Here is a 24,050-nt window from a genome sequence, read left to right as displayed (position 1 = left end):
GTTCAGTAACGAGTACGCTGCTGTCGCGAGTGTGTAGAACAACACCAATAATAAAAGAGACGACACGCAATGACGCCTCGGGTATTGATCGTCGATGACGATCCGCTTATTCGTGACTTGCTGCAGGCCTATCTGTCCCAGGAAGGCTATGACGTGCACTGCGCCGACACCGCGGAAAAGGCCGAAGCCCTGCTCGGCAGCCAGGATGTCGACCTGGTGCTGCTGGACATCCGCCTGCCCGGCAAGGACGGCCTTACCCTGACCCGCGAGCTGCGGGTACGTTCGGAGGTCGGCATCATCCTCATCACCGGCCGCAACGACGACATCGACCGCATCGTCGGCCTGGAATGCGGCGCCGACGACTACGTGATCAAACCGCTCAACCCCCGCGAACTGGTATCCCGCGCCAAGAACCTGATCCGCCGTGTGCGCCATGCCCGCGAGGTGCACCCGGCGCCGGCCTGCGCGCAATCGCTGAAGCAGTTCGCCGACTGGGCGCTGGACACCGACCGTCGGCGCCTGATCGACGCCCGTGGCGGGCAGACCCTGCTGACCCATGGCGAGTTCCAGTTGCTCAGCGTGTTCCTGCGCAACAGCGGCCACACCCTCAGCCGCGACCAGTTGATGGACCAGATCCGCAACCGCGAGTGGGTGCCCAACGACCGTTCCATCGATGTGCTGGTCGGCCGCCTGCGGCGCAAGCTGCACGACGACCCGGCCGAGCCCCAGCTGATCATCACCATCCACGGCACCGGCTACCTGTTCACCGCCAGCGTGGCGGCATGACCCGCAGCGCCTGGGTGCTGGCCTTGGCAATGTTCGCCATGCATGCCAGTGCAAGGCAGCCGGTGCGCTACTGCGACTACCCGGTGTACCCGCCGATTTCCTGGAGTGACGGCCACCAGGTGCGTGGCCTGGCCCCCACCGTGGTGCGAGAGCTGTTCGCGCGCATGGGCTACGAGGTGCAGACCGTGGTGCTGGGCAACTGGAAACGCTGCCTGATGGACGCCGCCGCCGGGCGAGTGGACGTGGTGCTGGCCTACAACAGCGACCAGCGTGACCAACGCATGCGCTTTTCCACGGTGCCGGTGGTGCGCGAGGAAGTGGCGGTGTTCTACAACCGCCTGCGGCCAGTGCAGTTCCAGCGCCTGGAGGACTTGGCCAGCTACCGCGGCGGCCTGCTGTATGGCGAAAGCTACGGCGCCGAATTCGACCGCTTCGTCGCTCGCCACCAGAATATCGAACGGGTGTCGTCCAGCCAGCAGAACTTCGGCAAGCTGATCCGTGGGCGCATCGACTACGTGATCCAGGAGCGGCGCACCGGCCAGCTGTTCATCGAAAACCTGCCCGGGGCGCAGGACATTCGCGTATTGCCCACGGCCCTGAGCGTGGACTACCTGCGCGTTGCGATATCACGGCAATCGCCCTTGAGCCAGCATATGGACGAAATCGACGCACAGCTGCTGCGCATGAACCAGGCCGGCGAGATCGAGCGCTGGCTGGAGCAGAGCGAAGTGACCTACCGCGACATGGTCAACCTGCCGGCGGACTCCCGATGATCCGCCTGCGCACCGATGGCTTGCTGCGTCGCCTGCTGCTGTTCATCCTGCTGTTCAGCCTGTGCTTCACCGTGCTGGCCAGCTCGGTACAGCTGTACTTCGAATACCGCCGCGAGATGCGCGATATCGAGGCGCGTATGGCGTTGATCCGGGCGGGTTACCTGGCTAGCCTGGAGCGCAGCCTGTGGGACCTGGACGAGGCACAGCTGGATACACAACTGCGCGGCCTGGTGGACTTTTCCGATGTCGCCCGGGTGCGCCTGGTCAGCGACGACTTCCAGCTGCTGCGCGGCGTGGCCGAGCCCAAGGGGCCGCTGCGCATCGAACGCTTTCCCCTCGATTACCAGCCGCCCTCGGGGCCGGCCAGGCACCTGGGCGAGCTGGAAGTGAGCATCGACCTGGGCGCGGTGCACAGGCGGCTGTATGCCACAGGCCTTGCCAGCCTGCTATGGATGGGCGTGTTCCTGTGTGGCCTGGCGGTGGCGTTGTCGGGGCTGTTCTACCGCCTGGTCACCCGCCACCTGCAAGTGATGGCCGAGTTCGCCCGGCGTATTGGCGCCGGCCAGTGGCAGGAACCGTTGCGCCTGGGGCGCCGCACCTCGGCACGCCCGGACGAGATCGACACCGTGGCCAATGCCCTGGATGACATGCGTCGCGCCATCCTCAGTGACATCGAGCGCCGCGAGCGCGACCGCCTGGCGTTGCAGGACAAGCGCGACGAGCTGCAAGCCATGGTCGAGCGGCGCACCGCCAGCCTGGCCCGGGCCAAGGACGAGGCTGAAGCCGCCAACCTGGCCAAGTCACGGTTCCTGGCGACCATGAGCCATGAGCTGCGCACACCGCTCAACGGCATTCTCGGCATGGCCGAGCTGCTGCGCGGCGGCCGGCTGGAGGCGGCCGACCGCCAGCGCGTCGAGGCCTTGTACAAGGCCGGCGAGGGGCTGTTGGCGATTCTCAACGAGGTGCTGTATTTCGCCCGCCTCGAGGAGGGTGAGAGCCGCGCCGAGCTGGTCGGTTTTTCGCTACGCCAGTTGTGCCAGGAAGTGCTGGCGCTGCTCGACCCCATGGCCAGGGACAACGGCGACGCCCTGCAACTGGAAATCGACGAGCAATTGGCCGAGTACCAGCACGGTGCCGAACAGTATCTGCGCCAGGTGCTCAGCAACCTGCTGGCCAACGCCATCAAGTTCACCGAACACGGCGAGGTGCGGCTTGCGGTGCAGGTACTGGCCAGTGACCAGGGCTCGCAGCGCTTGCGGGTGTCGGTCAGCGACAATGGTATCGGCATCGAGCCGGCTGTGCAGGCCAGGGTCTTCGACCGCTTCGTCCAGGCCAGCGAGGCGGTGGCCCGGCGCTACGGCGGCACCGGCCTGGGCCTGGCGATCTGCAAGCACCTGGTGGAAAAACTGGGGGGCTGCATTGGCCTGGACAGCGTGCAAGGGCAGGGCAGTCGCTTCTGGTTCGAGCTCGACATGGCCCGCGGGCAGCCACTGCTGGCCAGTTCACCAGCCCCTTCGCCCCTGGCCAGCCTGGACATCCTGGTAGTCGAGGATGTGGCATTGAACCGCGAGGTGGCCGGCGGGCTGCTGCTGCGCGATGGCCACCGGGTGAGCTTTGCCGAAGACGCCGGGCAAGCCCTGCAGGCCTGCGCGCAGCGGCGCTTCGACCTGATCCTGCTCGACGTGCACCTGCCCGGCATCAGTGGGGTGGAGCTGTGCCGGCAGCTGCGTGTCACCCCCGGGCCGAACCGCCATAGCCGGGTCCTGGCCCTGACGGCTGGCGTGCAGCCGGGGCAAGTGCCGGGTTATCTGGACGCCGGCATGCAGGGGGTGCTGGCCAAGCCCCTGCGGCTGGACAACCTGCGCCAGGCGCTGGCCGAAGCGGCGCCCGCTGAAGAGACGGAGGTCGACGCAGCAATCGACTGGTCGTTGCTGGGCACCCACCGCTCTCTGCTGGGGGAACAGAAGCTGCAAGGCCTGCTGAAGGTGTTGCGCCAGTCGCTGGAGCAGCACGCCACGGCGTTGGCCGAGGCGCTGCCGGCCCAGGACTTTACCGAAGTGTTGCACCTGGCCCACCGCCTGGCCGGCAGTTGCGACTCCCTGGGTTTTTCTGGCCTGGCTGCGCTGTTGCGACGCCTTGAAGACGCAGCCAGGCAGCATGACGAACAGGCATTGAAAGCGCTCGGCGAGCCGCTGGCCACCGAGCTCGCCCAAGCCCGCGCCACCCTGGAACAGCTGATCCAGAGCTGACGTACAAAAAAGTTACGACTTTTTACATCTTCGATCCGTTCGTACAACGGCACCTTACATCCGTTTCCAATAATCCATGGCAACCGTGTTGCACGCGGTCCATGAGGCTTATTGGAGACAAGAATAATGACATGCCGTAGCGCTCAGCCCCTCCTTCACAGCACACCGCGCGGCACCAGCCGCAATGGCGAGGTGCGCCATGACTGACACTCACGAAAAGATCCAGCTCACCCGCGCACTGAAAAGCCGGCACATCTTCATGCTGTCGCTGGGCGGGGTGATCGGCACCGGGCTGTTCATGGGCTCGGGCGTGACCATCAACCAGGGTGGCCCGGTAGGCGCGATCCTGGCCTACCTGGTCGCAGGTTTGCTGATGTACCTGGTGATGGTCTGCCTGGGTGAGCTGTCGGTGCAGATGCCGGTATCCGGCTCGTTCCAGGCCCACGCCACCAAGTTCATCGGCCCGGCCACCGGCTTCATGATCGGCTGGGTGTACTGGATGAGCTGGGCCACCACCGTGGGCCTGGAGTTCACCGCCGCCGGCATGCTGATGACCCGCTGGTTCCCGGAGGTGCCGATCTGGTACTGGTCGGCGCTGTTCGTGGTCGTGCTGTTCGGCCTCAACGCCCTGGCCACCCGCGCCTTCGGCGAGGCGGAATACTGGTTCTCGGGGATCAAGGTGGCGACCATCGTCGGCTTCATCATCGTCGGCCTGCTGGTGATCTTCGGCGCCATCCCGCTGAGCAGCGGGGCGCCGGCACCGATGCTGGACAACCTGATGGGCGAGTCGCTGTTCCCTCATGGCCTGTCGGCGGTGTTCGCGGTGATGATGACCGTGGTCTATGCCTTCCAGGGTTGCGAGATCATGGGGGTGGCCGCTGGCGAGACCGAGCACCCGGAAAAGAGCATCCCGCGGGCCGTGCGCAACGTCGTGTTCCGCGTGCTGATCTTCTACGTGCTGGCGATTGCCGTGCTGTCGGCCATCGTGCCGTTCGAGCAGGCCGGGCTGATGGAGAGCCCCTTCGTGCAGGTGTTCGACATGGTCGGCATTCCCTTTGCCGCCGACCTGATGAACTTCGTCATCCTCACCGCCATCCTCTCGGTGGGCAACTCCGGGCTGTATGCCTCCACGCGCATCCTGTGGGCCATGTCGAAGAGCGGCATGGCGCCGAAAAGCCTGTCGCCGCTGAGCAAGCGTGGCGTGCCGTTGCGGGCGCTGAGCATCACCCTGTGCTTTGCGCTGATCTCGTTGATGACCAGTTTCATTGCCGCCGACACCCTGTTCATGGTGTTGATGGCGGTGAGTGGCATGTCCGGCACCGTGACCTGGATCGTCATCGCCCTTGCGCAGTACCGCTTCCGCAAGGCCTGGCTGCGTGATGGCGGGCAGTTGCAGGACCTGAAGTACCGCGCGCCGCTGTACCCGCTGGTGCCGCTGCTGTGCATCACCCTGTGCAGTTCGCTGTTCGTGTTCCTGGCGCTGGATGAAACCCAGCGGCCGTCGTTGTACTGGGGCTTTGGCTTCATTGCCCTGTGCTACGCGGCGTACTTCTTCGTCAACCGTCGTCGGCAGGGGGCCTTCGAGCCTAGTGCGCCGGGGGTTTGATGCCGTGGGGCGTTGGTTGTAAGTGTTTGGCGAAGCATTTTTATTGTCTGTGAGATCGAGCGCCGCCCGCGCGGCGCTTCGCGGGTATTCGCCTTGATACTTTCTGCGCCTGTGAGACCGAGCGCCGCCCACGCGGCGCTTCGCGGGACAAGCCCGCTCCCACATTTGTTGCAACGTGGCCATGCCTGTGGGAGAGGCGTTGCCAGCCTTGGTACATGTCTTGAGACGGGTGAAGCGGCAGCAGTGCCAGCTGAGAAGCCGAGTCAAGCCAACAAGGCTGACAACCATGGCCTGACAGGTTCGGCACGTTGCAACAAATGTGGGAGCGGGCTTGTCCCGCGAAGCGCCGCGCGGGCGGCGCTCGGTCTCACAAGCGCAGCAAATGTAACGGCAAGCACTCGCGAAGCGCCGCCCGCGCGGCGCTCGGTCTCACAGGCAATGAAAATACCCAGGCGAACATCCGCGAAGCGCCGAGCGATCTCACAGGCTATGAAATGCCACGGCGAAAACCCCCGGTGTAACAACAAAAACCGAGTTGTGCGAAGTTGTAACAGCCCATCCCGCCTTGCTGAACACTCGTTTAGTATCTCCCTCATCAAGCCCTCCCAAAACCATCACAACAACACCGAGGCCCCCCATGACCACCCCGTCGTCGTCACTGTTGAGCAAGGTCGAAGCCGGCGTTGCCTGGATCACCCTCAACCGCCCCGAGCAGCGCAACGCGCTGGATATCCCCACCCTCAAGCAACTGCACGCCCTGCTGGAAACCTGCAACAGCGACCCGGTCGTGCGCGTGGTGGTGCTGACCGGCAGCGGCCGCAGCTTCTGCGCCGGTGCCGACCTGGCCGAATGGGCCGCGGCCGAGGCCCAGGGCACCCTGGAAAGCTATGGCTGGACCGAAACCGCCCATGCCCTGATGTTGCGCCTGCACAGCCTGGACAAGCCCACCATCGCTGCCATCAACGGCACCGCCGTGGGCGGTGGCATGGACCTCAGCCTGTGCTGCGACCTGCGCATCGCCGCGGCCTCGGCGCGCTTCAAGGCCGGCTACACCAGCATGGGCTACAGCCCCGATGCCGGTGCCAGCTGGCACCTGCCACGGCTGATCGGCAGCGAGCAGGCCAAGCGCCTGTTGTTCCTCGATGAACTGTGGGGTGCCGAACGTGCCTTGGCGGCCGGGCTGGTCAGCGAAGTCTGCGCTGATGAGCAACTGCCCGCCGTGGCCGCTGAGCTGGCCGGCCGCCTGGCCAATGGCCCTACCTTCGCCTATGCGCAAACCAAGCGGCTGATCCGCGATGGTGCCCGGCGCACCCTGGCCGAACAGCTGGAAGCCGAGCGCCAGGCCGGCCTGCTGTGCGGCCGCAGCCAGGACGGTGCCGAGGCGCTGCAAGCGTCGGTGGAACGCCGCGCACCCCGTTTTACTGGCCAGTAACCCGATAACCGACCCTCACCAGGACCTTCGCAGATGAATTTCCAACTGACCCAAGAACAAGAAATGTTGGTGGAAGCGGTACGCAGCTTTGTCGCCAAGGAGCTGCTGCCCCATGAGGAGGCAGTGGACCGCGCCGATGCCGTGTCGCCCGAGCTGGCTGCGCAGATCCGCGGCAAGGCCATCGCCGCCGGGTTCTATGCCTTCAACATGCCCGAGGAAGTCGGCGGCGGTGGCCTGGACTACCTGTCCCAGGCGCTGATCGAGCGCGAGCTGTCCAAGGTGTCCTGGGCCCTGCACGTGTTCGTCGCGCGGCCATCGAAAATCCTCATGGCCTGCAAGGACGAGCAGATCAACGACTACCTGTTGCCTTGCGTGCAAGGTGAGAAGATCGACTGCTTTGCCCTCACCGAGCCGGGCGCCGGCTCCGATGCCAACGCCATCAAGACCCGTGCCGTGCGCCAGGGTGACGACTTCGTCATCAATGGCAGCAAGCACTTCATCAGCCATGCCGGCCACGCCGATTTCGCCATTGTCTTCGCCGTCACCGACACCTACGAGCACAACGGGCGCAAGCGCAATGCGGTAACGGCCTTGCTGGTCGACCGTGGCACCCCGGGCATGACCATCCGCCGCGGCCCCAAGTGCGTGAGCAACCGCGGCTACCACACCTACGAGCTGTTCTTCGACGACTGCCGGGTGCCGGCCAGCAAGGTGCTGGGCGAGGTCGGCAAGGGCTGGGAGGTGGCCAACGCCTGGCTGACCGCCGGCCGGGTGATGGTCGCCGCCAACTGCGTGGGCCAGGCCCAGCGTGCCCTCGACCTGTCGCTGCAGTGGGCCGCCGACCGCAAGCAGTTCGGCCAGGCCATCGGCAGCTACCAGGGTGTGTCGTTCAAGCTGGCCGACATGGCCACGCAGATTCGCGCCGCGGAAATGCTCACCCTGCATACCGCCTGGAAAATGGACCAGGGCAGCATGACCGACGGCGAGGCCGGCATGGCCAAGCTGTTCGCCAGCGAGGTGCTGGGCAAGGTTGCCGACGAAGCCGTACAGATCTTCGGCGGCATGGGCCTGATGGATGAAGGGCCGGTCGAGCGCATCTGGCGCAACGCACGTATCGAGCGCATCTGGGAAGGCACCTCGGAAATCCAGCGACACATCATCGCCCGCGAACTGCTGCGCCCGCTGCTGCGCTGAGCGCCAGGAGAACACCCATGTCGCATTCGATTCGTGACAACCTCAAGCGCCTGCTGGCCCCCCGGCACCTGGCCTTCGTCGGCGGGCGCAGCATGGCGCGGGCGCTCAAGCGCTGCGCCGAAGGTGGCTTTGGCGGCGAGCTGTGGCTGGTCAACCCGCAGCATGACAGCCTCGAAGGCATCCCCTGTGTGGCGCGGGTGGCCGACTTGCCCTATGCCCCGGACGCGGTGTTCATCGCCACCAACCGCGAGCTGACTTTGCAGTGCGTTGCCGAACTGGCCGCACGCGGCGCCGGTGGCGCCATCTGCTATGCCTCGGGCTTCGCCGAAAGCGGCGAGGAGGGCCGCCAGCTACAGCAGCGCCTGCTCGCCGCCGCCGGCAACATGGCCTTGCTTGGCCCCAACTGCTACGGCCTGCTCGACTACCTGCACGGCGCTGCCCTGTGGCCGGTAGCCCATGGTGGCCAGCAGGTGGAGAAGGGCGTGGCAATCCTCACCCAGAGCGGCAACTTTGCCTACAACCTGTCGATGAGCGACCGCTCGCTGCCGGTGGCCTACATGGCCTCGGTCGGCAACCAGGCGCAACTGGGCGTGGCCGAGCTGATGGACGTGCTGCTCGACGACCCACGGGTAACCGCCATCGGCCTGCACCTGGAAGGCCTGAAGAACGTGCCGGGCTTCGCCCGTGCCGCCTGCAAGGCATTGCAGCAGGGCACGCCGATCATTGCCTTGAAGACCGGTGTGTCGCAGATAGGCGCCGAACTGGCGCTCAGCCACACCAGCTCGCTGTCCGGCTCCGATGCCTTGTACGACAGCCTGTTCCAGCGCCTGGGCGTGATCCGCGTCAGTGGTCCGGTGAGCTTTGTTGAAACCCTCAAGGCCGCCGCCTGTGGGCGCTTGCCGGTAAATGGCGAGCTGATCGCCCTGGCTTGTTCCGGTGGCGATGCCGGCTTGATCGCCGACTATGCCGAGCGCAACCAGCTGGTCCTGCCGAAGCTCTCACAAGGGCAGGTGGCGCAGTTGGCCGAGGTGCTGCCGGCCTATGCCAACCTGGTCAACCCGCTGGATTTCACCACGGCCATCTGGGGTGATGCAGCGGCCCTGCAACGCATGCTCGACAGCACCCTGAGCGGTGCAGCCGACGCGGCCATGCTGGTGCTGGACTACCCGGCGGCGTTCACCGGCGAACGCAAGGAATGCGACCTGCTGCTGGCGCTGTACTGCGATGCGCTGGAACGCCACGGCAAGATCGGCTTCGTCACCTCGGCGTTCCCGGAGCTATTGCCCGCCTCGGCGCGCGAGCGCTTGCACGCGCGTGGCATCGCCGCCCTGCAGGGTGTGGAGGATGGCCTGGCAGCCTGGGGCCGCATCGTCGCCTACCAGCGCAACCGCCAACGGCTGCTGGAGCAAGGTGAGGCTACGCGGGTGCCGCTGTGCCCACAGGCCCTCGTGGGCGAGGGCCAGCTGCTGGACGAATGGCAATCCAAGCAAGCCTTGCGTGCCTTCGGCCTGCCAGTACCAGCCGGGGTACTGAGTACACCCGAGCGCGCTGTGGCAGACGCCACCCGGGTCGGCTATCCGCTGGTATTGAAGGCGGTCAGCGCGCAACTGCCGCACAAGACCGAAGCCGGTGCGGTGGCGCTGAACCTGCGCGATGCTGCCGCCCTGGAGGTTGCACTGGTACAGATGCGCCAGCGCATCGCCGCCTACGCCCCGCTGGTAGCGTTCGACCAGGTGCTGCTAGAGCCGATGGCCGAGCCGCCGCTGGCCGAACTGATCGTCGGCATCAAGCGCGAGCACGACTTCGCCCTGGCTTTGGTGATTGGTGCCGGTGGCGTGCTGGTCGAGTTACTCAAGGACAGCGTCAGCCTGTTGCTGCCGACCACCGACAACGCCATCCGTGCCGCGCTGCTCAGCCTGCGCAGCGCCAGCCTGCTGCAAGGCTTCCGTGGCCGCCCGGCCGCCGACCTCGACGCATTGGTTGCGGCAATCCGCGCGGTGGCCGACTACGCCTGCGAAAACGCCGGGCGACTGCTGGAGCTGGATGTGAACCCATTGATGGTCGGTGCCCACGGCACCACCGCGGTCGATGCGCTGATCCGCCTCGGCCAAGTGCAAGGAGAACGAGATGAATAAGCCCACCCAGACTGCCGGCCAGGCGTTGGTGCGCCTGCTGGCCAACTATGGCGTGGAGACGGTATTCGGCATCCCCGGCGTGCACACCCTGGAGCTGTACCGTGGTCTGCCGGGCAGCGGTATCCGTCATGTACTCACCCGCCACGAGCAGGGCGCCGGCTTCATGGCCGACGGCTATGCCCGGGTAAGCGGCAAACCAGGGGTGTGCTTCGTCATCACCGGCCCAGGCGTGACCAATGCCGCCACTGCCATTGGCCAAGCCTATGCCGACTCCATTCCGATGCTGGTGATTTCCAGCGTCAACCATACTGCCAGCCTGGGCAAGGGCTGGGGCTGCCTGCACGAAACCCAGGACCAGCGCGCCATGACCGCGCCGATTACCGCGTTCTCCGCCGTGGCCCTGCGCGGCGACGACCTGCCCGAACTGATTGCCCGCGCCTGGGCCGTGTTCGACAGCGAACGGCCGCGCCCGGTGCACATCTCGGTGCCGCTGGACGTGCTGGCGGCGCCGGTCAGTCGTGACTGGAGCGATGAGGTGGTGCGCCGCCCCGGGCGCGGCCAGCCGTGCCGCGACATCCTCGACCAGGCCGCCGTGAAGCTGGCCGCCGCCAAGCGCCCGATGATCATTGCCGGTGGTGGGGCATTGCATGCGGCCGAGCAACTGCAGCAACTGAGCACCCGGCTGGCAGCGCCACTGTTCACCAGCGTGGCCGGCAAGGGCCTGCTGCCAGTGGACGCGCCACTGAATGCCGGCGCCAGCCTGTGCGTCGAGCCCGGCTGGCAGCTGATCAGCCAGGCCGACGTGGTGCTGGCAGTGGGTACCGAAATGGCCGATACCGACTTCTGGCGCGAGCGCCTGCCAATCAGTGGCGAGCTGCTGCGCGTGGACATCGACCCGCGCAAGTTCAACGACTTCTACCCCTGTGCCATTGCCCTGCACGGCGATGCCCGGCAAACCCTGGCCGGCCTGCTCGAGCACCTGCCAGCGCTGGACCGTGACCCGGCCCAGGCCAGCGAAGCCGTGGCCAGCCTGCGCCAGGCCATTCGCAGCGGGCATGCGCCGCTGCAGGCCGTGCACCAGGCAATTCTCGACCGCATTGCCGCCGTGCTGCCCGATGATGCCTTCATCAGCAGCGACATGACCCAGCTTGCCTATACCGGCAACTACGCCTTTGCCAGCCGGGCGCCGCGCAGTTGGCTGCACCCCACCGGCTACGGCACCCTCGGCTACGGCCTGCCGGCCGGCATCGGCGGCATGTTCGCCAGCGACCACCGCCCCGGCCTGGTGCTGGTGGGCGACGGCGGCTTCCTCTACACCGCCCAAGAACTGGCCACGGCAGTGGAGGAGCTGGACCGACCGTTGGTCGTGCTGTTGTGGAACAATGACGCCCTCGGCCAGATCCGCGACGACATGCTCGGCCTGGACATCGAGCCGGTCGGCGTACTGCCGCGCAACCCGGACTTCATCGGCCTGGCCCGTGCTTTCGGTTGCGCGGTGCGCCAGCCGCGTGACCTGGACGCGCTGCAGGCCGATCTGGCCAGTGGTTTCGCCACGCCCGGCGTCACCTTTATCGAACTCAAACACACCTGCGTCTGCTAAACGGCAGACACCACGAATAACAAGAGAAGCCACCATGCCATTTCGCCGTACCCTCCTGGCTGCATCCCTCGCTCTGCTGATCACTGGCCAGGCCCCGCTGTATGCTGCACCACCCCTGTCCATGGACAACGGCACCACTGCCCTGACCGCGCAGAACAGCAACGCCTGGGTCGAAATCAGTGCCGGCGCGCTGCAACACAACATTCGTACCTTGCAGGCCGAGCTGGGCGGCAAGTCCAAGCTGTGCGCCGTGCTCAAGGCCGACGCCTATGGCCACGGTATCGGCCTGGTCATGCCGTCGATCATCGCCCAGGGCGTGCCTTGCGTGGCGGTGGCCAGCAACGAAGAGGCCCGCGTGGTCCGCGCCAGCGGCTTCACCGGGCAACTGGTGCGGGTACGCCTGGCCAGCCTCAGCGAAGTGGAAGATGCCTTGCAGTACGACATGGAGGAACTGGTCGGCAGCGCCGAGTTCGCCCGCCAGCTCGATGCCATCGCCGAACGCCACGGCAAGAAGCTGCGCATTCACATGGCGCTCAATTCCAGTGGCATGAGCCGCAACGGTGTGGAAATGACCACTTGGTCCGGCCGGGGTGAAGCGTTGCAGATCACCGACCAGACGCACCTCGAGCTGGTCGCGCTGATGACCCACTTCGCCGTGGAAGACAAGGACGATGTGCGCAAGGGCCTGGCAGCGTTCAACGAGCAGACCGACTGGCTGATCAAGCACGCCAAACTTGATCGCAGCAAGCTCACCCTGCATGCCGCCAACTCCTTCGCTACGCTGGAAGTGCCGGAATCGCGCCTGGACATGGTGCGCACCGGCGGCGCGCTGTTCGGCGACACCGTGCCGACGCACACCGAATACCAACGTGCCATGCAGTTCAAGTCGCACGTGGCAGCGGTGCACAGCTACCCGGCAGGCAACACCGTCGGCTATGACCGCACCTTCACCCTGACGCGGGATTCGCGCCTGGCCAACATCACCGTCGGCTACTCCGATGGCTATCGCCGGGTGTTCACCAACAAGGGCCATGTGCTGATCAACGGCCACCGTGTGCCGGTGGTGGGCAAGGTGTCGATGAACACGTTGATGGTCGATGTCACCGACTTCCCCGATGTGAAGGGTGGCAACGAAGTAGTGCTGTTCGGCAAACAGGCCGGGGGCGAAATCACCCAGGCCGAGATGGAAGAAATCAACGGCGCGCTGCTCGCCGACCTGTACACCGTATGGGGCAGTTCCAACCCGAAGATTCTCGTCGACTGAAACCGCCAATGAAGGGAGATTGCCATGCGCTACGCCAAGCTCACTCAACGCATCGCCGGCGACGGGGCCGCGGCCTGGGACATCCACTACCGCGCCCTGGCGCTGCAGGCCGAGGGCAAGGATATCCTGCTGCTGTCGGTGGGTGACCCGGACTTCGACACCCCTGCACCAATCGTCGAGGCGGCCATCGACAGCCTGCATGCGGGCCATACCCATTACGCCGATGTGCGCGGCAAGCTGGCGCTGCGCCAGGCCATCGCCAATCGCCACCGGCAGCGCAGCGGCCAGGCCGTCGATGCCGACCATGTGACGGTGCTGGCGGGGGCCCAGTGCGCCCTGTACTGCGTGGCACAATGCGTGCTCGACCCGGGTGACGAGGTGATTGTCGCCGAGCCCATGTACGTGACCTACGAGGCCGTGTTCGGGGCCTGTGGCGCCAAGGTGGTGCCGGTGCCGGTCAAGCCGGAGAACGGCTTTAGGGTGTGCCCGCGTGACGTGGCTACGCGCATCACCCCGCGCACCCGCGCCCTGGCCCTGAACAGCCCGCACAACCCCTCGGGGGCGAGCCTGCCGCGTGCCACCTGGGAAGCGCTTGCCGAACTGTGCATCGCCCACGATCTGTGGCTGATCTCTGACGAGGTGTACAGCGAGCTGCTGTACGACGGCGAGCATGTCAGCCCTGGCAGCCTGCCGGGCATGGCCGAGCGCACTGCCACCCTCAACAGCCTGTCGAAGTCGCATGCCATGACCGGCTGGCGGGTGGGTTGGGTGGTCGGTTCGGCCGAGCTGGCCTCCCACCTGGAAAACCTCGCCCTGTGCATGCTGTACGGCTCGCCGGACTTCATCCAGGACGCCGCCGTGGTCGCACTGGAGCAGCAACTACCGGAACTGGATGTTATGCGCGAAGCCTATCGCCAGCGTCGCGACCTGGTGTGCGAGCAGTTGGCCGACTGCCCGGGCATCAAGGTGCTCAAGCCCGATGGCGGTATGTTCGTGATGGTCGACATCCGTGAGACCGGCCTCAGCGCCCAGGCCTTCGCTGATCGCCTGCTCGACAGCCAGGGCGTGTCGGTGCTCGCCGGCGAAGCCTTCGGCCCCAGCGCTGCCGGGCATATCCGCCTGGGCCTGGTATTGGGTAACGAGGCCTTGGCCGACGCTTGCCGGCGCATCGCCCGCTGCGCCGCCGCATTGATGCAGGGGCAGGCCCATGCGTGAGTATGCGCGGCTGTACATCGACGGCGCCTGGCAGGTGCCGAGCGGGCAGGGCATGGCCGAGGTGATCGACCCAGCCACCGAACAGGCCATCGGCCGCGTGCCTCTGGGCGCCGAGGCTGATGTCGAACGGGCGGTGATGGCTGCGCGGCGGGCCTTCGATGGCTGGTCGCGCACAGCGTCCAGCGTTCGCGCCGGGTACATAACGGCGCTGGCCGCACAGCTGAAAAGCCGCGCGGCGGAAATGGCCTCGGTCATTACCGATGAGCTGGGCATGCCGGTGCAGTGGTGCCAGGCGGTACAGGTGGAGGGCCCGATTGCCGGGCTGGAGCAGTACGCCGAACTGGCCGGGCTGATGGATGAGGTGCGCGAAGTCGGCAACTCGCTGGTGTACCGCGAAGCCGTTGGTGTGTGCGCGTTCATCAACCCGTGGAACTACCCGCTGCACCAGATGATTGGCAAGCTGGCGCCGGCCCTGGCCGCTGGCTGCACGGTGGTGGCCAAGCCCAGCCAGGAAACACCGCTGCATGCGTTCCTGCTGGCCGAGATGATCGAGGCCATCGGCCTGCCGGCCGGGGTGTTCAACCTGGTCAGCGGGCCGGGGGCCAAGGTTGGCGAGGCCCTGGCCCGGCACCCGCAGGTGGACATGGTGTCGTTCACCGGCTCCACCGGCGCCGGGGTGCGCGTGGCCCAGGCGGCCGCGCCGACGGTGAAGCGGGTGTGCCTGGAGCTGGGCGGCAAGTCGCCGCTGCTGATCACCGCCGATGCCGACCTGCACGCGGCGGTGCGGCATGGCGTGCAGGACGTGATGATCAACTCGGGGCAGACCTGCACGGCCTTGACCCGCATGCTGCTGCCGGCCAGCCGCTACGCCGAGGCGCTGGAGATCGCCGAGGCCGAGACCCGTGCGCTGGTCATGGGTGACCCGCGTGACCCGGCCAGCTTTCTCGGGCCGATGTGTTCGGCAGGCCAGCGGCGCACCGTGCTCGACTACATTCGCCTGGGGCAGGAGGAGGGCGCTCGCCTGCTGTGCGGCGGTGATGCGCCAGGCGGTTTCGAGCGCGGCTTCTACGTGGCGCCGACGCTGTTCGCCGACGTCGACAACCGCATGCGTATCGCCCAGGAGGAAATCTTCGGCCCCGTGCTGTGCCTGATCCCCTATGCCGATGAGGCGCAGGCGCTGGCCCTGGCCAACGATTCGCCGTTCGGCCTGTCCAGTGCGGTGTGGGCCGGTAGCCGCGAGCACGGTCTGGCCCTGGCGCGGCAGATACGCGCAGGGCAGTGCTTCATCAACGGTGGCGGGTTCAACTACCAGGCACCGTTCGGTGGCTACAAGCAGTCGGGCAACGGGCGCGAGTGGGGCGAGGAGGGCCTGGCGGAGTTCGTCGAGGTGAAAGCGGTGCAGTGCTGAGCCACAGCTGGAAGACAACCTGTTTTGTGTGAGGAGAATGTTTGTGAATGTACTGATCGTCCATGCTCACCCCGAGCCGCAATCGTTCACTGCTGCGCTGCGTGACCAGGCCGTGGAAACCTTCCGCGCCCAGGGCCACCAGGTGCAGGTCAGCGACCTGTACGCCATGGGCTGGAACCCGGTGGCCAGCGCCGATGACTTCAGCCAGCGCGAGAACCCGGAATATCTGGTGTATGCCCTGGAGCAGCGTCAGGGGGTCAAGCGCGGGGCCCTTGCCGCGGATATCCAGCAGGAGCTGGACAAGCTGCTGTGGGCCGACTTGCTGGTGCTGAACTTCCCGATCTTCTGGTTCTCGGCGCCGGCCATGCTCAAGGGCTGGATCGACCGGGTGCTGGTGTCGGGGGTGTGCTATGGCGGCAAGCGCTTCTACGACCAGGGCGGGTTGGCGGGCAAGAAAGCGCTGGTGACCGTGACTCTGGGCGGGCGTGAGCACATGTTTGGTGATGGAGCCATTCACGGGCCACTGGAGGACATGCTGCGGCCGATCCTGCGCGGCACGCTGGCCTATGTCGGGTTCGAGGTGCTGCCGCCGTTCGTGGCCTGGCATGTGCCGTATATCAGCGATGAGGCGCGGCAGGGTTTTCTGCAGCAGTATCGGCAGCGCCTGGAGCAGCTGGCGGATGACCAGCCACTGGTGTTCCCGCGCCTGGAGCAGTTTGATGAGGCGCTTTACCCGCTTGCCTGACTATCCCTGCGCGGTCCACTGGGGCCGCGTTGCGGCCCATCGCGACACAAGGCCGCTCCTACAGGATCCGCGCAACCTGTAGGAGCGGCCTTGTGTCGCGAAAGGGCTGCAAAGCAGCCCCAGAATTCTGTCGGCATACGACATTCTGCCGCCCTCCCAACGCCACCTTCCAAAAAACGACCACCCACACATTCGGGGTATGTCCCCCTTCGGCAAATCCCTCGATAGTGCCTCCATCGGCTCGATCCCGAGCACTCACACGATGGAGTTGCCATGCGCAAGGTACTGAAGGTGATTGGCGGTCTGATGCTGGCGTCTGGTGCCAGCCTGGCCCAGGCGGCAGAGGTGGACAGCGGTAACACGTTGCGGTTGTACAACTGGACCGACTATATCGGCGAAACCACCCTGGCCGACTTCGAGAAGGCCACCGGCATCAAGGTCATCTACGACACCTTCGACGGCTACGAAACGGTACAGACCAAACTGCTCACCGGCCGCTCCGGCTACGACCTGGTCATGCTCAACGCTGCCCTGGCACCCCCGCTGATCAGTGCCGGGGTGTTCCAGGCGCTGGACAAGCAGCAACTGCCCAGCTGGCACAACCTCGACCAGCAGGTGGTGAACAACCTGCAAGGCTATGACCCCGGCCTGAAATACTCGGCGCCCTACACCTGGGGCAGCTCGGGGGTAACCTACAACGTCGACAAGATCACCGCACGCATGCCCGATGCCCCCATCGGCTCGCTGGCCATGCTGTTCGACCCCAAGATCGTCTCGCGCTTCGCCGACTGCGGCGTCACCCTGATGGACGCACCGACCGAAGTCATTCCGCTGGCCCTGCAGTACCTGGGCAAGGACCCACGCAGCGCATCGCCGGCCGACCTCAAGGCGGCCGAACAACTGCTGTTGGGCATTCGCCCGTACATCCGCAAGTTCGACTCGGTCAACTACCTCACCAGCCTGCCCAATGGCGATGTCTGCCTGGCCCTGACCTGGTCCGGTGACTACGCCACCGCCCAGGCCCGCGCGGTGGAAGCGAAGAAGGACATCAAGCTGTCGTTCTTCATCCCTCAGGAAGGCTCGCTGATCTGGTTCGACAACCTGTACATCCCCAAGGATGCGCCGCACGCGGCCAACGCCCACCGTTTCATCGAGTTCCTGCTGCAGCCGCAGACCATGGCCAAGGTCACCGACTACATCCACTACGCCAACAGCAATGCCGCCGCCACCGCGCTGGTGCGCGACGAGATCCGCCAGGACCCGGCCATCTACCCCGACGCGCAAACCCGCGAGCGCCTGTTCGCACAGAAAACCCAGAGCCCGAAGGACATGCGCGCCATCACCCGGGTCTGGAGCACGGTCAAGGCCGGTTTCTGAACACTGCCCAACGATCACTGCCAAGGAGCTGCCCATGGCCACCCCAAGCAAAGCATTCGCCATTGCCCACGACCCGCTGGTGGAAGCCGACAAGGCCCACTACATGCACGGCTACCACGTGTTCGATGAGCACCGCGAGCAAGGCGCGCTGAACATCGTTGCCGGCGAGGGCGCCTACATCCGCGATACCTACGGCAACCGCTTCCTCGATGCCGTCGGCGGCATGTGGTGCACCAACATTGGCCTGGGCCGCGAGGAAATGGCCCTGGCCATCGCCGACCAGGTACGCCAGCTGGCCTATTCCAACCCGTTCTCCGACATGGCCAACGATGTGGCCATCGAGCTGTGCCAGAAGCTTGCGCAACTGGCACCGGGCGACCTGAACCATGTGTTCCTCACCACTGGCGGCTCGACCGCGGTCGACACTGCCTACCGGCTGATCCAGTACTACCAGAACTGCCGTGGCAAGTCGCACAAGAAGCACATCATCGCCCGCTACAACGCCTACCACGGCTCCACCACGCTGACCATGTCGATCGGCAACAAGGCCGCTGACCGGGTGCCGGAGTTCGATTATCACCACGACCTGATCCACCACGTGTCCAACCCCAACCCGTACCGCGCGCCGCACGACATGGACGAGGCCGAGTTCCTCGACTTCCTGGTGGCCGAGTTCGAGGACAAGATCCTCTCGCTGGGGGCCGACAACGTGGCGGCGTTCTTCGCCGAGCCGATCATGGGCTCGGGCGGGGTGATCATTCCGCCCAAGGGCTACTTCCAGCGCATGTGGCAGCTGTGCCAGACCTACGACATCCTGTTCGTCGCCGACGAAGTGGTGACTTCGTTCGGGCGCCTGGGCACCTTCTTCGCCAGCGAGGAACTGTTCGGCGTGACCCCCGACATCATCACTACCGCCAAGGGCCTGACTTCGGCCTACCTGCCGCTGGGGGCGTGCATCTTCTCCGAGCGCATCTGGCAAGTGATCGCCGAGCCGGGCAAGGGCCGCTGCTTCACCCACGGTTTCACCTACAGTGGTCACCCGGTGTGCTGCACCGCGGCGCTGAAGAACATCGAGATCATCGAGCGCGAGCATTTGCTGGAGCACGTCAAGGACGTCGGCGGCTACCTGGAACAGCGCCTGCAAAGCCTGCGCGAGCTGCCGCTGGTGGGGGATGTGCGCTGCATGAAGCTGATGGCCTGTGTCGAGTTCGTTGCCGACAAGGCCAGCAAGGCGCTGTTCGCCGACGAAGTGAACATCGGCGAACGCATCCACAGCAAGGCCCAGGCCAATGGGCTGCTGGTGCGGCCGATCATGCACCTGAACGTGATGTCACCGCCATTGATCATCACCCATGCGCAGGTGGACGAGATCGTCGAAACCCTGCGCCAGTGCATCCTCGAAACCGCGCGCGAACTCACGGCGCTTGGCCTGTACCAAGGCCGATGAACCTGGCGCAAAGGGCTGTGCGCGGGCCTGCCTGGCAGGCTAGACTGCCGGGCATGACCCAGGCCTCTTCCGACACTCCGCTTACCCTTTCACTGGGTGCGCTGCAGCAATGGCATGCGGCGCTGCAGCGCGCATTGGCCCACAGCGAAACGCCCGAGGCGCTGGCGCACGTGGCGGCTGCCATCGGCCAGCTGGTGCAGGTGGAATCGATGATGATCAGCCTCGAGTGCCAGGGGCGGGCACCGCAACTGCTGTACCAGCAAGGCATCCCCGACTTGCACCGCGCCGCCGTGCTGGAGCGCTACTTCACTGCCGGCTACCTGCTCGACCCGTTCTGCCTGGCCGTGCAGAGCGGCCTGGCCGAGGGCTTCTACCACCTGCAGGAAATCGCCCCGGACAACTTCTTCGACAGCGACTACTACAAGGCCTACTACCTGGGTACCGGTTGCAGTGAAGACAGCTATTACATCGTCGACCTCAGCGCTGGCCGCAAGTTGTCGTTGAGCCTGTTCCAGGGCTGCAGCGGCACGCGCCTGGGTACAGGGCAGATCGACCTGCTGCGCGCGCTGGAGCCGATGGTACGCGAACTGCTGGGGCGCTACGCCCGCCACCATCTGGAGCCCGGCCCCGCACTGGCGGAGCGTGGCAGCCTGCAGGCGGCGTTCGACAGTTTCGGCTGCCAGGTGCTGACCGACCGTGAGCGGGAGGTGGCGCACATGATCTTGCGTGGGCATTCGGTGAAGTCCACCGCGCTGGAGCTGGGCATCTCGCCGGAGACGGTGCGCATGCACCGCAAGAATCTGTACCTGAAGCTGGAGATCAACTCGCAGTCGGAGTTGTTTGCGCGGTTTATCGACTGGTTGCGCGGCGGTCACCTGCCGGCCTAGCAGCAAAAGAGCAACTGCCTTACTCGAATCTGAAAGCTGGCGCGATCCGTGTGGGAGCGGGTTCACCCGCGAAGCAGGCACCGCGGTGGCTGGCACGGGCTTCGCCCGTGTTCGCGGGTGAACCCGCTCCCACAGGTACAGCGCTGCCCCCCAATATTTATTTCAGCCCCGCCCTTTAGCCAGATAGGCCGCAAACTCTGCCTCCGGCACCATGCTGCCTCCAGTCCCCCACACCAGGTGCGTGGCCCGCTCCATGCGCCCAGCCGACAGGCCCATGCGCGCCAGGTACTCGGGCGATTCAAGCACCTTCACCATGCCCGGCATCCCCGCCAGCGCCGAAGGCTCCAGCCGCGCGTTCTCCTGGTCATGGGCCAGCACCAACAGCCGGTACAGCGTCTCGTCGCTGACCGTGTAATAACCATCGAGCAAACGCTGCATCGCCTTGCCGACAAAACCGGAAGGGCGGCCTACCGCCAGGCCGTCGGCGGCGGTCAGGTTGTCGATGCCAAAATCCTGCACGCTGGTGGCGTCATGCAAACCGCTATACACCCCCAGGAACATGCATGGCGAGTGGGTGGGCTCGGCGAAGATGCAGTGCACATGGTCGCCCCAGATCAGCTTCAGGCCGAACGCCACGCCACCCGGGCCGCCGCCGACCCCGCAGGGCAGGTAGACGAACAAGGGGTGTTCGGCATCCACCTTGATTCCCGCGGCCTCGAACTGGGCAGCCAGCCGCTCGGCCGCGACGGCATAGCCGAGGAACAGGTGTGGCGAGTTTTCGTCGTCGACGAAGTAGCAGCTCGGGTCCGCAGCCGCCTGCTGGCGCCCTTGCTCCACCGCCACGCTGTAGTCGCTTTCGTACTCGACCACGTTCACGCCATGGGCGCGCAGTTTGTCCTTCTTCCACTGTCGGGCATCGGCCGACATGTGCACGGTGGCCTGGAAACCCAGCCTGGCGCTCATGATACCGATCGACAGGCCGAGGTTGCCGGTCGAGCCGACTGCAACCTTGTACTTGCTGAAGAACTGCCGGGCCTGGTCGCTGGCCAGTACCTGGTAATCGCTGTCGAGGCTGATCAGGCCTGCCGCCAGGGCCAGGTCTTCTGCATGCTTGAGCACTTCATGAATACCGCCACGGGCCTTGATCGAACCGGAGATCGGCAGCTCGCTGTCGGCCTTGAGCCAGAGTGAACCGCTGGCTGGCAGGGCTGCCGCCTGCAGCAAGGTGCCGTGCAGGGCGGGCAGCGGGCGCAGTGGCGACTCGATGATGCCGCCGCTGGTGGCGGTGTCCGGGAACACCTTGGCCAGGTAAGGGGCAAAGCGTGCCAGCCGCGCACTGGCAGCACTGACATCGGCGGCACTCAGGCCGACATCGGCCAGGGCCTGGGCGGCAGGGGCGATGTGCGGGTTGAACCAACGGGTTTCGCGCAGCGCCACCAGGTCTTCGATCAGGGGGTGGGAGCTGCACCATGCTTGCAGTGTCTTGCCGTGAATCATGCTGGGTTTTCCTGTCGGTTGATGATTACCGGGGGGGTGACACGGAGTGCTCCTACAGACAGACGCGGACCTTGTGGGAGCGGGTTTACCCGCGAAGAATGCAACTCGGTGCATGGCACGGGCTTCGCCCGTGTTCGCGGGTGAACCCGCTCCCACAGGGTCAGGTATTCAGCCAGTCCGTTGATCCTGCCGGAGCACACCTGCATTCGGCCTGTTGTGCAATCAATGCCAGGCAGCGCTGCACGATCGGGCTCACGTCGCCCTTGCGCCGGCTGAGGATGATCGGGCTGACGGCGCCGCTGTCGAGCAGGCCGGCATATTCGATATCCGTGCGGTGCTGCTGCTGCACCGACGCCGGCACCAGGGTCACGCCCACGCCAACGGCTACCAGGCCGATGGCGGTCTGCAGTTCGTTGGCCCACTGGCTGACGCGGATGCTCATGCCGTGGTGGGCGAACAGTGCCAGCACATGGTCGGCATAGCTGGGCCTCGGGTTGGCCGGGTAGAGGATGAACGCCTCGCCAGCCAGCTGGGCAAGTGTAAGCGGGCTGCCCGCCAGCGGGTGGCCCTTGGGCAGTACGGCCACCAGCGGGTCCTCGCACAACACTTGCTGGTGAATGGCCGGGTCATCGATGCGAATGCGCCCGAAGGCGATGTCGATGCGCCCGCTTTTCAGTGCTTCCACCTGCTGCAGCGTGGTCATTTCGTTCAGGCCCAGTTCCAGCTCGCTGTCCTCGCGCAGCTCACGGATCAGCTCCGGCAGCACCTTGTACAGGGTCGAGGGGGCAAAGCCGATCCCTAACCACTGGCGCTGGCCCTGGCCGATACGACGGGTGTTGTCGCTGATGTTCTCCAGCTGCTGCAGCACCGTGCAGCTCTGCTCATAGAAGAAGCGACCCGCCTCGGTCAGCCGCAGCGGGCGCTCGCGCACCACCAGCAAGGTACCGAGCTGGTCCTCTAGCTGGCTGATCTGCCGGCTCAGCGGTGGCTGGGCAATGTGCAGCAGCTCGGCGGCGCGAGTGAAGTTCAGGGTTTCGGCCAGGACCTTGAAGTAACGCAGGTGGCGCAGCTCCATCAGACCTCCGGGGTATGGTGGGAGATTCATTCGATATTGGACGGCTATCAGGGTCTCGCGCAATCCTTGAACAAGCAAGTAAATGCACCACTCGGGCCTGCGGCTGGCAGCCCGAAACTACGGGACCTGGCAACAATGACAAGCGCGCTGATTGAACGTATCGAGGCAATTATCGTCGACCTGCCGACCATTCGCCCGCACAAGCTGGCGATGCACACCATGCAGCAGCAGACCCTGGTGGTATTGCGCGTTCGCTGCAGCGATGGCGTGGAAGGCATCGGCGAGGCCACCACCATCGGCGGCCTGGCCTATGGCTACGAAAGCCCCGAGGGCATCAAGGCGAACATCGATGCGCACCTGGCGCCGGCCTTGATCGGCCTGCCGGCAGACAACATCAACGCCGCCATGCTCAAGCTGGACAAGCTGGCCAAGGGCAACACCTTTGCCAAGTCGGGTATCGAGAGCGCCTTGCTCGATGCCCAGGGCAAGCGCCTGGGCCTACCGGTCAGCGAACTGCTGGGTGGCCGCATGCGCGACAGCCTGGAAGTGGCCTGGACCCTGGCCAGCGGCGACACCGCCCGCGACATCGCCGAAGCCCTGCACATGCTGGAGATTCGCCGGCATCGGGTGTTCAAGCTGAAGATCGGCGCCAACCCGTTGGCCCAGGACCTCAAGCATGTGGTGGCGATCAAGCGCGAGCTGGGCGACAGGGCCAGCGTGCGGGTGGACGTCAACCAGTACTGGGACGAGTCCCAGGCCATCCATGCCTGCCAGGTGCTTGGCGACAACGGCATCGACCTGATCGAGCAACCGATTTCGCGCATCAACCGCAGCGGCCAGGTGCGCCTGAACCAGCGCAGCCCGGCGCCGATCATGGCCGACGAGTCGATCGAAAGCGTCGAGGACGCCTTCAGCCTGGCCGCCGACGGCGCGGCCAGCATCTTCGCCCTGAAAATAGCCAAGAACGGCGGCCCGCGCGCTGTATTGCGCACCGCGCAAATCGCCGAGGCTGCCGGCATCGCCCTGTATGGCGGGACCATGCTCGAAGGCTCGATCGGCACCCTGGCTTCGGCTCATGCCTTCCTGACCCTGCGCCAGCTCACCTGGGGCACCGAGCTGTTCGGGCCGCTGCTGCTGACCGAAGAAATCGTCAACGAGCCGCCGCAGTACCGCGACTTCCAGCTGCACATTCCACGTACCCCAGGCCTTGGCCTGACCCTGGATGAACAGCGCCTGGCGCGCTTCGCCCGCCGCTGAGTCACGCTGGCTGAAAGAACAAACAACCCCTGTGGGAGCGGCTTCAGCCGCGAAGCAGGCGACACGGTGGATGGCACGGGCTTCGCCCGTGTTCGCGGGTAAA

18 protein-coding genes are annotated in these 24,050 nt (G+C 65.7%); 16 read left to right on the top strand and 2 right to left on the bottom strand.

Translation table 11 applies throughout. From position 1 onward, the window contains the following. Positions 1–69: 69 nt before the first annotated feature. The 15 genes from R9B85_RS02235 (at position 70) to R9B85_RS02165 (ending at position 20,118) form a co-directional block, all read left to right on the top strand. Positions 70–786 carry a response regulator gene (locus R9B85_RS02235; RefSeq protein ID WP_012271826.1) on the top strand — a complete coding sequence of 239 codons (717 nt, stop codon included), beginning with the start codon at positions 70–72 and terminating at the stop codon, positions 784–786. Continuing rightward, a complete protein-coding gene (locus tag R9B85_RS02230; RefSeq protein ID WP_313855351.1) occupies positions 783–1,559 on the top strand; it encodes a substrate-binding periplasmic protein in 777 nt (258 codons plus the stop codon). The genes R9B85_RS02235 and R9B85_RS02230 overlap by 4 nt, the downstream gene beginning before the upstream one ends. After that, positions 1,556–3,808 carry an ATP-binding protein gene (locus R9B85_RS02225; protein ID WP_423770784.1) on the top strand — a complete coding sequence of 751 codons (2,253 nt, stop codon included), beginning with the start codon at positions 1,556–1,558 and terminating at the stop codon, positions 3,806–3,808. Before R9B85_RS02230 ends, R9B85_RS02225 begins: the two co-directional genes overlap by 4 nt. 199 nt (positions 3,809–4,007) lie before the next feature. Further along, positions 4,008–5,414 (top strand): amino acid permease, encoded by a 1,407-nt coding sequence (locus R9B85_RS02220; RefSeq protein ID WP_207879023.1) that lies wholly within the window; start codon positions 4,008–4,010, stop codon positions 5,412–5,414. Between the two features lie 637 nt (positions 5,415–6,051). Further along, entirely contained in the window at positions 6,052–6,846 is a 795-nt protein-coding gene (locus R9B85_RS02215) for an enoyl-CoA hydratase/isomerase family protein (RefSeq protein ID WP_286919416.1), read from the top strand. A gap of 33 nt (positions 6,847–6,879) precedes the next feature. Next, positions 6,880–8,040, top strand: a complete 1,161-nt coding sequence (locus tag R9B85_RS02210) for an acyl-CoA dehydrogenase family protein (protein WP_039613897.1) — start codon at positions 6,880–6,882, stop codon at positions 8,038–8,040. 17 nt (positions 8,041–8,057) lie between these two features. Then, positions 8,058–10,175, top strand: a complete 2,118-nt coding sequence (locus R9B85_RS02205) for an acetate--CoA ligase family protein (RefSeq protein WP_423770783.1) — start codon at positions 8,058–8,060, stop codon at positions 10,173–10,175. Next, positions 10,168–11,775 (top strand): 5-guanidino-2-oxopentanoate decarboxylase, encoded by a 1,608-nt coding sequence (locus tag R9B85_RS02200; protein WP_112252685.1) that lies wholly within the window; start codon positions 10,168–10,170, stop codon positions 11,773–11,775. Before R9B85_RS02205 ends, R9B85_RS02200 begins: the two co-directional genes overlap by 8 nt. A 34-nt stretch (positions 11,776–11,809) precedes the next feature. Continuing rightward, positions 11,810–13,039: an alanine racemase gene (alr, locus tag R9B85_RS02195; RefSeq protein ID WP_112252684.1), complete on the top strand. Its 1,230-nt coding sequence runs from the start codon at positions 11,810–11,812 to the stop codon at positions 13,037–13,039. 24 nt (positions 13,040–13,063) lie between these two features. Next, complete coding sequence (locus R9B85_RS02190; protein ID WP_252378732.1) at positions 13,064–14,254, top strand: pyridoxal phosphate-dependent aminotransferase; 1,191 nt, start codon at positions 13,064–13,066, stop codon at positions 14,252–14,254. Beyond that, positions 14,247–15,662, top strand: coding sequence for an aldehyde dehydrogenase family protein (locus R9B85_RS02185; protein WP_423770782.1), 1,416 nt, complete (start codon positions 14,247–14,249; stop codon positions 15,660–15,662). Before R9B85_RS02190 ends, R9B85_RS02185 begins: the two co-directional genes overlap by 8 nt. A 43-nt stretch (positions 15,663–15,705) precedes the next feature. Beyond that, on the top strand, positions 15,706–16,407 hold the full coding sequence (locus tag R9B85_RS02180; RefSeq protein WP_112253233.1) for an NAD(P)H-dependent oxidoreductase: 702 nt from the start codon (positions 15,706–15,708) through the stop codon (positions 16,405–16,407). Between the two features lie 273 nt (positions 16,408–16,680). Continuing rightward, positions 16,681–17,784 (top strand): polyamine ABC transporter substrate-binding protein, encoded by a 1,104-nt coding sequence (locus R9B85_RS02175; RefSeq protein ID WP_423770781.1) that lies wholly within the window; start codon positions 16,681–16,683, stop codon positions 17,782–17,784. A gap of 34 nt (positions 17,785–17,818) precedes the next feature. Beyond that, complete coding sequence (locus tag R9B85_RS02170) at positions 17,819–19,231, top strand: aminotransferase (protein ID WP_252378734.1); 1,413 nt, start codon at positions 17,819–17,821, stop codon at positions 19,229–19,231. Positions 19,232–19,284: 53 nt separating this feature from the next. Continuing rightward, complete coding sequence (locus R9B85_RS02165; RefSeq protein ID WP_243432486.1) at positions 19,285–20,118, top strand: helix-turn-helix transcriptional regulator; 834 nt, start codon at positions 19,285–19,287, stop codon at positions 20,116–20,118. A 162-nt stretch (positions 20,119–20,280) separates the two neighbouring features. On the opposite strand, the gene R9B85_RS02160 is transcribed toward R9B85_RS02165, so the two are convergent. Both R9B85_RS02160 and catR read right to left on the bottom strand, forming a co-directional pair. After that, complete coding sequence (locus tag R9B85_RS02160) at positions 20,281–21,615, bottom strand: D-serine ammonia-lyase (RefSeq protein ID WP_423770780.1); 1,335 nt, start codon at positions 21,613–21,615, stop codon at positions 20,281–20,283. A gap of 160 nt (positions 21,616–21,775) precedes the next feature. Continuing rightward, positions 21,776–22,690 (bottom strand): HTH-type transcriptional regulator CatR, encoded by a 915-nt coding sequence (gene catR / locus R9B85_RS02155; RefSeq protein WP_207879835.1) that lies wholly within the window; start codon positions 22,688–22,690, stop codon positions 21,776–21,778. A 135-nt stretch (positions 22,691–22,825) separates the two neighbouring features. Here catR and R9B85_RS02150 point away from each other — a divergent pair, with 135 nt between their 5' ends. Beyond that, positions 22,826–23,947 (top strand): muconate cycloisomerase family protein, encoded by a 1,122-nt coding sequence (locus tag R9B85_RS02150; RefSeq protein WP_313855332.1) that lies wholly within the window; start codon positions 22,826–22,828, stop codon positions 23,945–23,947. Positions 23,948–24,050 lie beyond the last annotated feature (103 nt).

The organism is Pseudomonas sp. NLJ1 (genome assembly GCF_049486705.1).
Lineage (GTDB): Bacteria > Pseudomonadota > Gammaproteobacteria > Pseudomonadales > Pseudomonadaceae > Aquipseudomonas > Aquipseudomonas inefficax.
Note: the sequence above shows the minus strand (reverse complement) of the source record. Positions and strands in the feature narration are given on the sequence as shown.